Consider the following 14,265-nt stretch of genomic DNA (forward strand, 5'->3'; position numbering starts at 1 on the left):
GCACTATAATTATACCGCAAGATCGGGGGGTAGTTCAAGAAAAAGATGAAACGGCAGCCTAACTCGTGCCCCAAGGCCGATGTGCGCGGCGGCCGCGCGTGTGAGGCGCTACTTACCGGCCTGCGCGCCTAACTGCCCACAGGCGGCCATGATGTCGCTTCCCTTGCTCTTCCTCAAGGTGACCGCAGGCGCACGCGGGTAGAGTATCTGCATGAAATTCCGAACGGCTTCCTCTGAGGGCTTGACGAATCTGGCGCCCGGCGAGTCGTTGAATTCAATGAGATTGATCTTCGATGGTAGCGAGGATGCGATGGCGGCGAGACGCTTGGCGTCGGCGGGTTTGTCGTTCACACCTCCGATGAGAACGTATTCGAGTGTGACGCGCCTGCCTGACTTTTGAGCAAAGTACTCCACGGCGGCGAGTACGTCTTTCATTCGATAGGCCGTTGCCGCCGGTACAAGCTTGGCCCTGAGTTCGTCGGTCGTGGCGTTGAGAGACAGGGCCAGCCCCACTCCCAGCTCTTCTTTCGCGAGCCTCCTTATTCGGTCCGGAATTCCGCAAGTGGAAACGGTGATCCGCCTGCCGCCGACGGCCAGCCCGTCCGGGTGTTCCATTATTCGAATTGCCTTCACCGTGCCGTCGTAGTTGTCGAGCGGCTCTCCCATTCCCATGAAGACGACGTTGAAGGCGTGCGGGGCCGACTCGGCCACGGAGCGGAGGAAGAGGATCTGTCCGAGGATTTCGGAGGCGCTCAGGTCTCTCTTCAGTCCCATTCTGCCCGTCACGCAGAAAGCGCAGTGAAAACGGCACCCCACTTGAGAGGAGATGCAGAAAGTGTCTTTGTTTCGCATGCCGATGAGCACGCACTCGATTTTCATGCGGTCGGCAAGTGAGAGGAGGTACTTAAACACCTTGGCCTTCTCCGAGGAGATGCACTTGACAAGCCGAGGCATTTCTATGACAAACTCGGCGGCTAGGGCCTTGCGAAGGTCTCTTGAGAGATTGTGCATGGAATCGAACTCGAAGGCGCCCTTTGCGTAGACCCACCCGAAAATCTGCCTCGCCCTATACCTCTGTTCTCCCACGACGGGTTCGACGAGCTTCGTCAATTCATCGAGTTGGAGCCCGAGAACGTTCGGGCGACGGTCGGCTTTGCTCACTGGCATGATCGAAATCCTCCAAGATTGCACTGCATGATAACTTGTTGAAGCTCGGGCGTCAAGAGGAGCTTCATATTCCACATATGCGGATATATGCATATTCTTGTTGACAAGTTGCGTCGCCGGTGACATACAGGATCTGTGGGGTGAAACAGTAGTGCGGCAGCTTCGCTGCGCGCGACGGGGGTCGGCTCCGGGGCCGACAAATTCCCACAACGGCGGAAAGGGAGGAGCAGTTGAAGGTTTCCTCGCGAGACGCGGTCAGGGTTTTCAGGGCCCTTTCGGACGTCACCAGGGTGGAAATAGTCCAACTCCTTGGAAAGGCGCCGAAGAATGTGACCGAGTTGACGTCCCTTGTCGGAGTCTCTCAACCCAAGGTCTCGAGGCATCTGAAAATCTTGAGAGACGCAGGGCTTCTGAAAGATCTGCGACGGGGAAAGTGGGTCTGGTATGAGCTTGCCGCGCCTGGAAGCGGCGACGCGGCGAATGCCGCCTTTTCCATCATCGACTCGCTTCTCTCCGGCAAGGAGCCCGCAAGCTCACGGCCGGGAGCCCGAGCGCCGGAAGCCCGAAGACCGGGACTACAAGCAGCAGGACCGCAAGTCCGGCCTCGAGCGCGGGAGACAGCTCGTGCGGCGACGGCAAGAGTATCCGGAGGTCGCGTAACTGGTGAGCCTGGTTCGAGAACGCCGGCGCGTCGTGAGCCCAAACCTTCTCGAAAGGCTGGGCCGCATGTCGAGAAGGGGAGCCCGCAACAGAAAGAGATGGAGGATTTTCTCCTATGAGCGACGGCTGAGATGCCGGGGGGGATGCAGGCCGCGAGAGTCGGGCCTCGCTGACCGCCTGAGTTTGGCCTAGACAACACGATTGGAGTCCGATGGAGGAAACGGTGGGTTCAATCCAGCGAGTGGGAGGTTTCGACATAGGCACCAACTCAGTGCGCATTCTTGTTGCCGACATTGACAGTTTCAGCCGAGTAGTGGCCAGTTTCAGGCTGGGTTTCGCGGTGCGGCTTGGAGAGGGGCTCTCTTCAACGGGCAGAGTGTCCGAGGTCGCGCTCGAAAGAACCTGCAGAGTGCTTGGCAAGTCTACACTTCTTGCACGAAGGCTCGGCACTTCGAGAATCCTGACCGGAGCCACGCACGCCCTGCGCGTTGCCGCGAACTCCGCCGACGTTGTCGGCGCCCTCGAAGAAGCCGGCGGCCTGCCCATAAACGTCCTCACGCCTGAAGAAGAAGCGTACTACGTCTACACGGGCGCTCTTTCCGACAGTTTCTCCTACAAGTCTCCAAGCGCGATGGCGGGCAGAGCGTCTGAAGTCGGTGGCGCCGCGGGCGGCTCGTTCTCCCTTCGTCGTGAAGATCGCGCCGAAGAGGTGAGTGGGTGTGGTTTCGTGATTGACGTCGGCGGGGGGAGCACTGCTCTCATCAAGGGGACCGACACCGGTACGATTCGCTCCTCCACGCTGCCTCTCGGCTGCGTGACACTGACCGAGGAATTCCTCAAGCATGACCCACCTACGCCGGATGAGCTCCAGGCTCTCGAAGACCACGTGGTGACCGAGCTATCGAAGGCCCGGCCGTCCGTGCTTCCCGAGGCAGAAGACTGCGTCACCGGAGTCGGCGGAGCAGCGACGTCGATCGCCGCGATCTCACTCGGGCTCCCGTACTACGACTCAAGGCGGGTCGAGGGGCACATCCTCGCCGGAGAAGAGATCGAGCGCTGCGCTCAAAGACTCTCCAAGTTGACACTCGAGGAGAGGGAAGAGATCGAAGCGCTCGGAAGCGGAAGAGCGGAAATCGCCGTGGCCGGGGCCTTCGTTCTTTCCCTCGTCGCTCGTCATCTCAACGTGAAACGCCTCACGATTTCCACTAGGGGACTTCGCTACGGCCTGGCGTTGGAGGCCGCAGCCCATCCTGCAGGCTGAGCCGCATCACGAAAGCCTGCCAGCCTCTACGAGAGATCTGGACGCAATTTAGTTTGCAGACATTCGCCCTCTTGTTATAGAATCTTATGGCCTTTTCCGTGAGACGACGTTCCGAGAATCACACGACTGAGTCGAATTTCCTGTCGGTCAGGAGGGAGGAGTAACCATGTACACTGCTCTTAAGGAATCGCTTCGTACCGAGCTCCAAAAGATTCGTGACGCGGGTCTTTACAAAGAAGAGCGCATCATCATGACCCCGCAAGGGGCCGACATCAGAGTGAAAGACGGCGAAGTGACTAACTTCTGCGCTAATAATTACCTCGGTCTCGCAAACCATCCGCGCCTTATCAAGGCCGCGAAGGAAGCGCTTGATAAGCGAGGATACGGAATGTCCTCCGTGCGCTTCATATGCGGGACGCAAGACATCCACAAGGAGCTCGAGAGTCAAATTTCCTCGTTCCTTCATACGGACGACACGATACTTTACTCCTCCTGCTTTGACGCCAACGGCGGGCTCTTCGAGACTCTGCTGGGCGAGGATTGCGCGGTGATAAGCGACGCGCTCAACCACGCGAGCATCATCGACGGCATCAGGCTGTGCAAGGCGGAGAGATTGCGCTTCGTGCACAACGACATGAGCGACCTGGAGAAGTATCTGAAGGACACGCAGAAGAACAGGCTGAGACTGGTCGCGACAGACGGCGTCTTCAGCATGGACGGCGACATCGCGAAGCTGGACGAGATATGCGTTCTGGCAGACAAGTACGACGCCCTCGTGATGGTTGACGACTCCCACGCCACGGGCTTCGTCGGCAAGACCGGCAGGGGAAGCCCGGAGCACCGCGGCGTCATGGACAAAGTCGACATCGTCACAAGCACGATGGGCAAGGCGCTCGGCGGTGCCTCTGGCGGCTTCACGAGCGGCCGGAAGGAAATAGTCGAAATCCTGAGACAGCGTTCTCGGCCCTATCTGTTCTCCAACACGCTGCCTCCAGTCATTGCCTACACGGCCATCGAAGCGTTCAAGATGCTGAAGGAAACCACGGAGCTGAGGGACAGGCTCGAGAAGAACACGATGTATTTCCGCAAGGAGATGACGGGCAGAGGCTTCCAGATAAGGCCCGGCGTGCATCCCATTATCCCGATCATGCTCGGCGACGAAAAACTCGCCCACGACTACGCGCGCGACCTTCTGAAGGAGGGGATATACGTGATCGGGTTCAGCTATCCCGTGGTGCCGCGCGGAGAGGCCAGAATAAGGGTTCAGATTTCTGCCGCCCACACGGAGCAGCATTTGGACAAGGCCATCGCCGCCTTTACGAAGATTGGCAAGAAGTACGGCGTGGTGAAGTAGTGCCGTGGAGGTAGACAATGAGAAAAACGCTTTTCAAGAATGAGCCTCTTACCGATTTCTCGGTTCCTGCGAACAAGAAAAAGATGCAAGAGGCCGTTGAGAGCGTTAAGGCTCATCTGGGCAAAGAGTATCCTTCGATTGTCGGCAACCAGAAGCTCTTTCTGACCGGAAAGTTCACTTCGTTCAACCCCTCTCAGAAAGACCAGGTAGTCGGCGTATTTCAGAAGGCAGACGAAACGCACGCCGACATGGCAGTGAAGGTGGCCGCGGAGACGTTCGGGGGGTGGAGTCTGGTGCAGCCTGCCAAGAGGGCAGACTACCTGTTCAAGGCCGCTTCGATAATGCGAAAGAGGCGACTCGAGCTGGCCGCATGGATGGTGTTTGAGGTGGGTAAGTCGTGGGTCGAGGCGGACGGGGACGTTGCCGAGGCAATCGACTTCCTGGAGTTCTATGGGAGAGAGATGCTTCGCTACGCAGGGCGCCAGCCTCTCACGAAGTACCCCGGCGAGAAGAACGACCTGAAGTACATACCGCTCGGAGTGGGCATCGTGATCCCGCCCTGGAATTTCCCGCTCGCAATCCTTGTGGGTATGACGTCGGCCGCCATCGTGTGCGGAAACACGGTCGTCCTGAAACCCTCCAGCGATTCGCCGACCATTGCGGCTAAGTTTGTCGAGATAATGGAGGAAGTGAAGCTTCCCCACGGAGTCCTCAATTTTCTTCCCGGCAGCGGCGGCATAATCGGCAATGCGCTCGTGGGACATCGAAAGACCAGGTTCATCGCGTTTACCGGATCCAAGGAAGTCGGGCTTGGCATAGTGGAACTCGCGGCTCACCATCAGCGAGGTCAGATATGGATAAAAAGGGTCATCGCCGAGATGGGCGGCAAGGATTCCATAGTCGTTGACTCGGGCTGCGACCTGGAAGCTGCGGCTGCGGGCGTGGCGGCTGCGGCGTTCGGTTTCCAGGGCCAGAAGTGCTCTGCCTGCTCGAGAGCAATCGTGGTGAAGAGCGTCTACCAGAAGTTCATCGACAAGCTCGTGCCCAAGGTGAAGGCCTTCAAAGTGGGCCCTGTCGCCAACCATGAGAACACGATGGGACCGGTCATAAACCAGGCCGCCATGGATTCCATCATGAAGTACATCGAGATAGGAAGCAGCGAAGGGCGGCTTGTCACCGGCGGTTCTTCTCTGGGTGGCAATGGGTTCTTCATCGAGCCGACGGTCATCAAGGACGTGCACCCGAAGGCCAGGATTTCGCAGGAAGAAATTTTCGGGCCGGTGCTCGCCATAATCAAGGCCGACGACTATGATGACGCCATCGCCATAGCGAATGACACCGAATATGGTCTCACCGGCGCAGTGTACACGAAGAGCAAAGGCAGAATAGAGAAGGCAAAGGACTTTTTCCACGTAGGGAATCTTTACATCAACAGGAAGTGCACCGGAGCGTTAGTGGGTGTCCACCCCTTCGGAGGTTTCAACATGAGTGGGACCGATTCGAAGGCAGGTGGAAGGGATTACTTGATGCTCTTCACGCAGGCGAAGGCGATCAGCGAGAAGATAATAAAGTAGCCCCCGGGCTGTAAGGCAGAACAGGCACCTACTTGGCAGGACGTTGGGCACGGCGCGAAAATGAAGTCACGCCGTGCCCAACTATTTTGCAGACGTCACGTGTCCAGGAATCGCCCGCGCTGCGGCGCAGGTCACAACGTCAAGGCTCCACCTCAGTTACTTCGGGCAGATCGTCCATTATCAGCATCGGCCCGTCGCAAGACCTGAGGAGCGAGAGGCCCTGTGTTTCTTCGCCCGCCGAGAGCCCCAACAGGGTCTGGAAAATCGACTTCCTCGGTCTGTTGACGTACACGACTTCCACGTCGCCCTTGAGGCCGGCGAGCTTCTTCGCTTCCTGGATCGCTTCCTCGACGCCGCCCAGCTTGTCCACCAGGCCGATTGAGAGAGCCCTCCTTCCGGTGTAGACGTGGCCTCCTCCGATCTTGCGCACGTCCTCTGGCTTGAGCCCTCTGCCGGAGGCCACTTTCTCGACGAAGTAATCGTAGAATCGATCCACCATGTTTAACATCATGCTCATTTCTTCATCGCTCATGTGCCTTGACGTAGAGTACATGTCGATGTGCTCGCCGCGCTTGAAGGTCTCCAGGTTTATGCCGAGTTTCTCGTACGTGCCGCTCAGTATGGGCTTGAGGCCGGTAGCGCCTATGCTCCCCGTCAGTGTGAGCGGGTCGGCGATTATCTTGTTGGAGTTCATCGCAATCCAATATCCACCCGAACCGGCCACGTAACCCATCGAGGAAACGACGGGTTTCTTCTTCTTGGTCTTCTCTATCGCGTTCCAGATCGCGTCCGAGGCATAACCGTCACCGCCGGGGCTATCTATACGCCAGACTACGGCTTTGATGCTCTTGTCCTTCTCGACTCTCGAGAGCATCTTGGTCATTGTCTCGTGACCCATGAAGTTGCCCTCCATGAAGTCGCTTCCGTTCTTGCCTGGCAGAATGGCTCCCATCGCGAACACGACGGCCACCTTCTTCGGCTGGCCCCAATCGTATCTCCGATGCGTGAGCTTGGAGAGCTTCAAGTGTTGGTCCACCTTCGCGTCCGCCATCTTGGACACGAGGCTGTCGGCGGCATCATAGAAGCCGATTTCGTCGACGAGCCCCTCCGCCTTCGCGTCCACCGGCATGATGATACTCCCGTCAGCAAGCGCCCTCAGCTTCTCCTTGTCCATGCCTCGGTCTTCGGAGACGGCGGAGAGCCACTCGTTGTAGACGTCGTCCATTATCTCGTCGATCTGCTGTTTGTATCCCTCGGGCAGCTTGTCCTCGGTAAAGTTGGCGTAGGCGCTCTTGTACGCGCACTCTCTGCAGGGGAATCGTTCAAACTCTATGCCGAGCTTCGCCAGGAAGTTCTTGTAGAGAAGCATGGTCCTGCCGAAGCCGAACGGCCCTATCGTTCCGGCAAAGGGGGTGACGATCTTGTCGGCGGAGGCCGCGAGGTAGTAATCGCTGAAGTCTCCGTTTCCGTCAAGGAATGCGACGACCGTCTTGCCTTCGTCCCTGCAACGCTTGACCTCGTCCCTCATCTCCTCGATCACCGCAAAATTGCTGATTCCTCTTATGTTGAGAAGAATCCCCTTGACCCACTTCTCTTTTCTGGCTCGTCTGAGCTCCTCGAGTACGGGGAACGCGTTGCTGTACTTCGCGCCCAGCGTGAATAGCCCCTCGCTCGATTGATCCCTCAGGTTTCCCTGGACGTTCAGCTTGATGACCTTGGAAGCGGGCTTGACCACCGAGCGCTGTAGCTCGGTCGAGCTGGAGACGTAGTAACTTGACCTGTCCGGACCGTCCTCCTCACTCTGCCCCGAGTAACCCAGGGAGTTACGGAGGAAGTTGAATCCGACGCCGAATCTCACGTCTCCGCGGCCGTCTACGTCCCTATAGCCGGCGTTCAGGATCAGGCCGTCGATGGGTTCCAGTTCCACGCCGTAGCGAAGGGCGAGATCTGCAACGTCCGTGTGTTCGTCGAATTCCGTATCCAGCGTGAAGGTGAGCCTGTTTCCTAGAGATCCCATTCCGGGTAGGGGTCTTATCCCCGCGCCGACTTCATAGAATCGTGAGAGAACATCGTCTCCGTAGTGAGGCTGATTGATGTTGCTGAGCTTTGCCCCCAACGAGAAGTGCCCGCACGGCCTCACAAGTAGAGCCGTACCATAAGAAAACGCCTTCGAATTCCTCTCGTCCTCCATCCTCTGCCAGTTCCCGAAGAAACCCAGTCTCGCAAAGGACGATACTGAAAATCCCACGCCCGTCAAGAACGCTTCTTGCTTCGGCTTTGTGTCCCAGTCGCCGGAGTGTACGTATCCGAAGGAGAGAGCCTTGAGCTGAATTGAGAAGCTACTCAGCCTTTGCCGGCTGTTCTCCAACGTGCCGCCGTAAAATGTCCCGACGCCGCTGCGTAGCCCAATGGCAGCCGGGTTGGTAAAGACGGACTGAGGCCCGTCGCTTGTGGCCATACTTGCGCCGTCGGGAGTCCAGGCGAGGACACTCCAGACCGGCGACAGGTCCGACGGTGTCGGAGACGCTGCCGACGAGCTGCCGGGGCCGAAGAGCAGGGCGGCCAGCAGAACAGCCCCCGGTAGCAGTTTCAGAGAAGACCGTAACGACTTCATCGAACCCTCCTTCTGGGATACGTTTGTGACCAGTCCCATAACGTGGCCGGTCCTACGATCTGTTCCGTTGATCTATTCCGTCGTGCGTCCAATCGTCTGTCTTGGCGTACGTTCTATGATACGCTACTGGAGTGCGACGGGGTGCAAATTCTTGAGCAACCGGGCGGTTTTGCGTTGACTTTGGCCTGTTTGTGCCTTATAATGTCTGTGGACGAGCAACGGGGTTGGCACTTTGTCTTCAGGTCGGCCTCCTTGCTTTCAAATCATGTTCGTGCCTTGGAACATTCTGGGGTAGGGGTTGGATCCTATCCAAAGGTTTTCTGTGTCCTGCAGATCACCTAGAGGCGGTTCTCTCTTTCCTTAGAGCGTCCGTGGAAAAAGGAGCTGGTCACTGATGATTCATCGCAGAACGGGTGTGGCGGTGTTGGCTTTCCTGGCTCTCATCTTCATGATCACTTCTTGTGCCGATTCCGTGGCGGCGTCTTCGTTCGTAAGGCATGAGTCTTGGGCCAAGCACGAGCTGACTTCACCTCACCGTTTCAGCGGGTTAGTATTCTCTCCCACCGGCGACCCGGACGAGATCGCCACTGCCATCTGTCCCGGCGGGAAAGGGCTGACCGGAGAGACCGGCGATCTGATTGATGCGCAGCCCGCCGAGAATGGCTGGCTGAGCGGCCGTGTCGCGGTGCGCAGTGCGATATTGCGCTACCTTGTGCGCTGCTTTCAGGTCGTGAGGTAAAGGATCACTGATACGTCCTTTTGAATTGGAGAGCGTTCTTCATTCGGAGGCCCATTTAGATGGAAAACGACTCTCGCAGTGATAAGGGCTTATGTCCTGACGAACTGCACCCGATCTCGATTGTAGAGAAGGATGAAGAGATCGGAAATATACATTTCGACGCGTCTAACTTCTCGGGCGCTCTTGACTACTTTGCCAAGGCGAGGGGGTCCGCGCTCGAGCTTTCTCTCAATACAAAAGCAGCCTACCTAGACCTCAAGATTGCTTCCTGCTACAAGGCGAAAGGTGATCACGGCCGCGCGATCGAGTACGCGGTGCTCGCCAAGGAGACTTTCCGCAAGGAGAATGACCTGCTTGGTTTGGGCAGAGCATACTGCTTGGACGGGATGCTTCACGCCGAGATTGGCCGCTACGGGAAGGGGCGGAGGCTTTGTGAGACCGGTCAGAGATTGTTGAAAGGGACCGGTGAGTTCCTCGAGCTGGGCAAGGTCCAGAACTGGCTCGGCTTCATTCATACCCGGCTCGGAAACATTCCCAAAGCAAGAGAGTATTTTGAAGGGGCGCTCGTTGCCTTCCGTAGCGTTCAGAACGACGACGGGATTTCCCAGGCCTTGAACAATCTCGGCATCCTGCACAAGAATCTGTCCGAATGGCGCGAGGCAGCAGGATTTTTTGAAAAAGCTCTGGCAATAAGCGTAAAAAGCGGCAATTTCGCGCGCATGGCCACCTATTCTCTGAACCTGGGCATTGTGCATTTCAGGCTCGGCGAGTGGGGACTTGCGCTGCGGGAGTTCTCCAGAAGCCTTGAGATCTGCACGCAGATCGGAAACAGGGCAGGAGCCGCGCGAACCAGACTGGCCGCGGCGAACGTCAGCCTGCGCAAGAGAGAATGGGCCGGCGCCGAGGCCTCGTACCGTGACGTACTTGCGACAAGCCGAGAGCTTGGGTGCAAACGCGAAGAGGTCCTCGCGCTGGAATTCCTGGGAGAACTGGAACTCACCAAGGGCAATTCGGATAACGCTCTCGAACTCTTGAAGGAAGCCGAGGCCCTGGCACTCGAGATTGCACCGAGGGGAGACCTCGTCATGGAGGTGGCCAGGCGTGCCGCGGAAGCCCACCTTTCCCGCGGTGAGATTGATGACGCACTCGCTGCTGCTGAGAGGGCCGCTGACATCGCTCGCTCCGTGGGTGATCGTTGCGAGGAAGCTCTAGCAAGGCGAGTGACCGGAGTCGCACTGTGGCATAAGGGCGAGTGGGAAAAGGGACGGCAGATCATAGAAGACGTTCTCTCGACGCTCACGAGCGTTGGTGAGAGGTTTGAAGTCGCAAGAACTCTTCTCATTTCAGGAAAGGCGATTGTCTCTGAACTCCCCGGTGGCGGTGTGAGCGGAGAGCTGTCCGACAAGGCGGTCTCATTCCTGCGGCAGGCCATGGGAGTTTTCTTGAGTTTTGAAGTGAAGGGTTGGGCGGCCCTCGCGATAGTTGAATTGGCTCGATTTTATCTCACGAAGGCCGTGCCCGACGAATCGCTCAATCACATAGACGAGGCCGAGAGGCTCTTGAGCGACGTGGAGGAGCCCGAAATCCACGCTGCTCTCGCCGGTGTGAGGGCGGCGCTTGAACAAGCTTTCGTCAGTTCCACTCTTTCGTCCTCCAGCGAATTCAAGATACTCGAAGAGCTGGGCAAGCTCCTCGGTGGCGACGAGGACCCCGAAAGAACGCTGGACGAACTCATGCAGTTGATCCTGGCGCGTTCCGACGCCGACCGGGGTCTCATTGCTTTTGTAGCGGACGGAGCGGAGCCTCATATCTGGGCGGTCAAGAGGCTGTCCTCGAAGGAAGCTCTCGGCATCATCGGCTCTCTGAGGGAGGCTCTACCGGCTGAAATGGCCGGTTCGCCTCGCGTCGTCACAAGCATCCGCTCGGACAAGATACTGTCACAGCTTCCGGCGCTCGAGCGCGTTCAGAGCTTTGCGCTCGTGCCCCTCAACCTGCCCTCGGGCCAGAAGGGAATCGTCTACGCGGATAGACTCGTGGGCAATCGCCTTGGTGCCTTCAAGCAGAGGGAGCTAAATCTCCTCGCCGTCATGTCCGGCATCGCCACGCTTGCTGCGGTCGAGGCCGAAAGGGTCGTGCGGATGAGGGAAAGCGCGGCTCGGAGGCAAAGGCTCGATTTCACGCGCTCCTTCGACGGAATAGTGACGCAGAACAAAGAGATGCTCGAGATACTCAGCCTCGTCGAGAAAGTCGGATCGAGCTCCGCCACCATTCTTATACTGGGAGAGACAGGGACGGGGAAGGCCCTGGTCGCCGAAGCCATACATAGCTGTAGCCCACGGAAGGACAAGCCGTTCGTTCCGATAAGCTGCTCCTCAATACCCGACTCGCTCCTTGAAAGCGAGCTTTTCGGCCACGTGCAGGGTGCCTTCACGGGCGCCATTCGCGACAAGAGAGGGCTTTTTGAAGAAGCTGAAACGGGCACCGTATTTCTGGATGAGGTCGCCAAGACGACGAAGAGCATACAGGCCAAGCTCCTTCATTTCCTGGACAAGAAGGAAATCCGGGCCGTGGGCTCGACGAAGTGGAAGCGTGTGGACGGCCGCATCATATGTGCCACAAACACCGACCTCAAGGTGATGATAAGAGAGGGCGAATTCCTCGAGGATCTCTACTACCGCCTCAGTGACATCACGATTTCGGTGCCGTCTTTGAGGGAAAGAAGAGATGACATCCCTCTCCTTATCGAGCATTTCCTCAAAGCTTCCGGCGCGCAAGACAACAAGCCCGTGCGAAGCGTCACCAGGGGAGCGATGCAGCTACTCATGGACTACGATTGGCCCGGCAACGTGCGGGAACTTGAAAAAACGGTGAAGAGAATGCTCGTTCTGGCTCCTCCGGTTGGCGAGCTTGGTTCCGAGTTGCTACCCCCCGAAATCAGGGAGCAAAAGATTGACGCGGTCGGGACCGGGGCGCTCAAGACCGAGGTGGAGAGAACGGAGCGCAGAGTCATTTCGGAAGCCCTCGAGAAACACGGTTGGAACAAGGCGCGCGCTGCAAAGTTCCTCAACATCAGCTATCCGACCCTCCTCAAGAAAATCGTAGAGCTCGACCTTGACCGCAGACATCACTCGAAGACTACCAACAGGGGCTAAACAACCTTTCTCAATTGCCTTTTTCCGTGTAAAGAAGATTTATACTCGTAATTGATTGCCGGTTAAGGCATTAGAGACGCTCCGGTGGAGACTATAAAGTCTCTTTACATTGAGCCGATCTTCACTTCGCTGCGAGCCTGGCGACCAAGTTTCCAGAGTCGGCTAACCGATTCCATTACAACTGATTACCCATGGTAACTTAATGCTCCATTTGTTGAGAACTTGGCACATTCAGTGCTCTTATAATGGAGCGTGGGGCTTCCGAAAGTGCGCCTGGGTTGGTCGGTGTCGGCCTGCGGAACCTGTAGACTTGAGCCCCGGCCTCAATAAATGACAGTGTGAAGCAAGGCTACCGGCTAACCCGGGGCACGCACTGAAGGCAGAGAGTCCAGAGCCCTCTGCAAATTTCTTGACAATTGGGCTGGGTGTGCTATCATAGAGTCAGATCTAAAATATCGTGAGTACTGGGAAGCGGCTCCCTTCTAATAGCAAGTGACCTCGTTCAAATGCCTGCTGGTGATTGCTTCCACAAAAGCCGCTTCCCATCTTCTTTTCCCCCCGGTTTTTTGATCCCCTCGCTTGACACGGCTCTGCTGCGAGCGTAGCGCGGCCTCGGCGTGTGGCGTTACAGCCACAGTTGTACCCTGTAGCAGCGTTGCATCGCCGTCGGAGGCCGGATCGATCTTGCCGAATCAACGACCCCCCTTTGGGCCGCCGCAGATAAGCGAGCGCGCAACTGGTTTTGTCTTGTCCTGTTATGCGGCGCCGGCGTGTGGTGGCATCGGTTGTGCAAACAGCTCCCGCGACCAAGCCCGTTAGTGGCACACCGCTTGCATAGGTGTGCTGATGGAGGTGAAAGAGATGAGAAGTAGCGCGCGTTGCCTGGCATTCAAGATGAGCTACGTGACACTCATGGTGGCTGCTCTTGCCGTTCTCTTCGCGGCGGGATGTATGGACGAAGACAACGATGTCTACGTGGATCGCACTCCTCCGAGGGCGCCGCAAGGAGTGTTCACCGTCACCGGAGATGGACAGGTGGACATCTATTGGCTGGCGAACCGCGAGTCCGACCTCGGCGGCTATAGGATCTACTGGAACGACGAGGCAGCAGGTTACTACGAATACGTGACCACCACTTCCGGCACGCATTTTACCGACACGGACGTGACAAACGGCAACACCTACTACTACGCCGTATCGGCGTTCGACAGGGACGGGAACGAGAGCGATCTCAGCTACGAGACTGTCTCGGACACGCCGAGACCGGAAGGGTTTGATCTTGCTCTGTATGATTTTTCGGGACCCAATGCCGCGTTGAGCGGATACGTCTTCAGCGACGAGACAAGACAGTTGTATTCCCTGGCCGCGACACCCGCAACGGACATTTACTACGGCTACGTTGGCGAAGAGTGCGTGATGTTCACGTGGAATCCCGACCCCGAGTGGCCTCTGACCGACATACAGGACGGTGGCTACAGACCGCTCGCCGAACTTGATGACGCGCCTCCGGGGGGGTGGGCAGAGAGTGGTTGGGTCGTGCTCACCGAGGGACACAGCTACTTTGTGTGGACCAGAGACAACCACTACGCCAAGTTCTACGTGAAGAGTGTTCGGCCGGAATATGTCATCATGGACTGGGCCTACCAAGTGGACGCCGGAAATCCTGAACTTGCGAAAGAGAAACTGGCCAGACGCAGTGGCGACCTGGAACCCGGCACTCCGATTGAGCCGGTCGAATGAGGAG

Annotated in this window: 9 protein-coding genes; 7 read left to right on the forward strand and 2 right to left on the reverse strand. The window is 57.5% G+C overall.

Annotated elements, in window-relative coordinates:
- Positions 1 to 108: 108 nt before the first annotated feature.
- Positions 109 to 1,167 carry a 23S rRNA (adenine(2503)-C(2))-methyltransferase RlmN gene (gene rlmN, locus NTX17_02460; protein MCX5800234.1) on the reverse strand — a complete coding sequence of 353 codons (1,059 nt, stop codon included), beginning with the start codon at positions 1,165 to 1,167 and terminating at the stop codon, positions 109 to 111.
- A 230-nt stretch (positions 1,168 to 1,397) separates the two neighbouring features.
- Between rlmN and NTX17_02465 the strand changes: the two genes are divergently transcribed.
- From NTX17_02465 to pruA, 4 genes are all read left to right on the forward strand, one after another.
- On the forward strand, positions 1,398 to 1,946 hold the full coding sequence (locus tag NTX17_02465) for a metalloregulator ArsR/SmtB family transcription factor (protein ID MCX5800235.1): 549 nt from the start codon (positions 1,398 to 1,400) through the stop codon (positions 1,944 to 1,946).
- A 104-nt stretch (positions 1,947 to 2,050) separates the two neighbouring features.
- Entirely contained in the window at positions 2,051 to 3,088 is a 1,038-nt protein-coding gene (locus NTX17_02470; protein ID MCX5800236.1) for a hypothetical protein, read from the forward strand.
- A gap of 166 nt (positions 3,089 to 3,254) precedes the next feature.
- A complete protein-coding gene (kbl, locus tag NTX17_02475; protein ID MCX5800237.1) occupies positions 3,255 to 4,442 on the forward strand; it encodes a glycine C-acetyltransferase in 1,188 nt (395 codons plus the stop codon).
- A gap of 17 nt (positions 4,443 to 4,459) precedes the next feature.
- Complete coding sequence (pruA, locus tag NTX17_02480) at positions 4,460 to 6,016, forward strand: L-glutamate gamma-semialdehyde dehydrogenase (protein ID MCX5800238.1); 1,557 nt, start codon at positions 4,460 to 4,462, stop codon at positions 6,014 to 6,016.
- Between the two features lie 139 nt (positions 6,017 to 6,155).
- Here the strand turns inward: pruA and sppA are convergent, their stop codons facing one another.
- Complete coding sequence (sppA, locus tag NTX17_02485; protein ID MCX5800239.1) at positions 6,156 to 8,630, reverse strand: signal peptide peptidase SppA; 2,475 nt, start codon at positions 8,628 to 8,630, stop codon at positions 6,156 to 6,158.
- 394 nt (positions 8,631 to 9,024) lie between these two features.
- On the opposite strand from sppA, the gene NTX17_02490 reads away from it, so the two are divergent.
- From NTX17_02490 to NTX17_02500, 3 genes are all read left to right on the forward strand, one after another.
- Entirely contained in the window at positions 9,025 to 9,369 is a 345-nt protein-coding gene (locus tag NTX17_02490; protein ID MCX5800240.1) for a hypothetical protein, read from the forward strand.
- 59 nt (positions 9,370 to 9,428) lie between these two features.
- Positions 9,429 to 12,521 (forward strand): sigma 54-interacting transcriptional regulator, encoded by a 3,093-nt coding sequence (locus NTX17_02495; protein MCX5800241.1) that lies wholly within the window; start codon positions 9,429 to 9,431, stop codon positions 12,519 to 12,521.
- Positions 12,522 to 13,382: 861 nt separating this feature from the next.
- Positions 13,383 to 14,261, forward strand: a complete 879-nt coding sequence (locus NTX17_02500; protein MCX5800242.1) for a fibronectin type III domain-containing protein — start codon at positions 13,383 to 13,385, stop codon at positions 14,259 to 14,261.
- Positions 14,262 to 14,265 lie beyond the last annotated feature (4 nt).

It is taken from the genome of Candidatus Eisenbacteria bacterium (genome assembly GCA_026388185.1).
Taxonomy (GTDB): domain Bacteria; phylum Eisenbacteria; class RBG-16-71-46; order JAFGJU01; family JAFGJU01; genus JAPLKG01.

Bases quoted from the DNA above. Each gene is read 5' to 3' on its own strand.
- rlmN (MCX5800234.1), bottom strand. From the start codon at position 1,167: ATGCCAGTGAGCAAAGCCGACCGTCGCCCGAACGTTCTCGGGCTCCAA.
- kbl (MCX5800237.1), top strand. From the start codon at position 3,255: ATGTACACTGCTCTTAAGGAATCGCTTCGTACCGAGCTCCAAAAGATT.
- pruA (MCX5800238.1), top strand. From the start codon at position 4,460: ATGAGAAAAACGCTTTTCAAGAATGAGCCTCTTACCGATTTCTCGGTT.
- sppA (MCX5800239.1), bottom strand. From the start codon at position 8,630: ATGAAGTCGTTACGGTCTTCTCTGAAACTGCTACCGGGGGCTGTTCTG.
- NTX17_02490 (MCX5800240.1), top strand. From the start codon at position 9,025: ATGATTCATCGCAGAACGGGTGTGGCGGTGTTGGCTTTCCTGGCTCTC.
- NTX17_02495 (MCX5800241.1), top strand. From the start codon at position 9,429: ATGGAAAACGACTCTCGCAGTGATAAGGGCTTATGTCCTGACGAACTG.
- NTX17_02500 (MCX5800242.1), top strand. From the start codon at position 13,383: ATGAGAAGTAGCGCGCGTTGCCTGGCATTCAAGATGAGCTACGTGACA.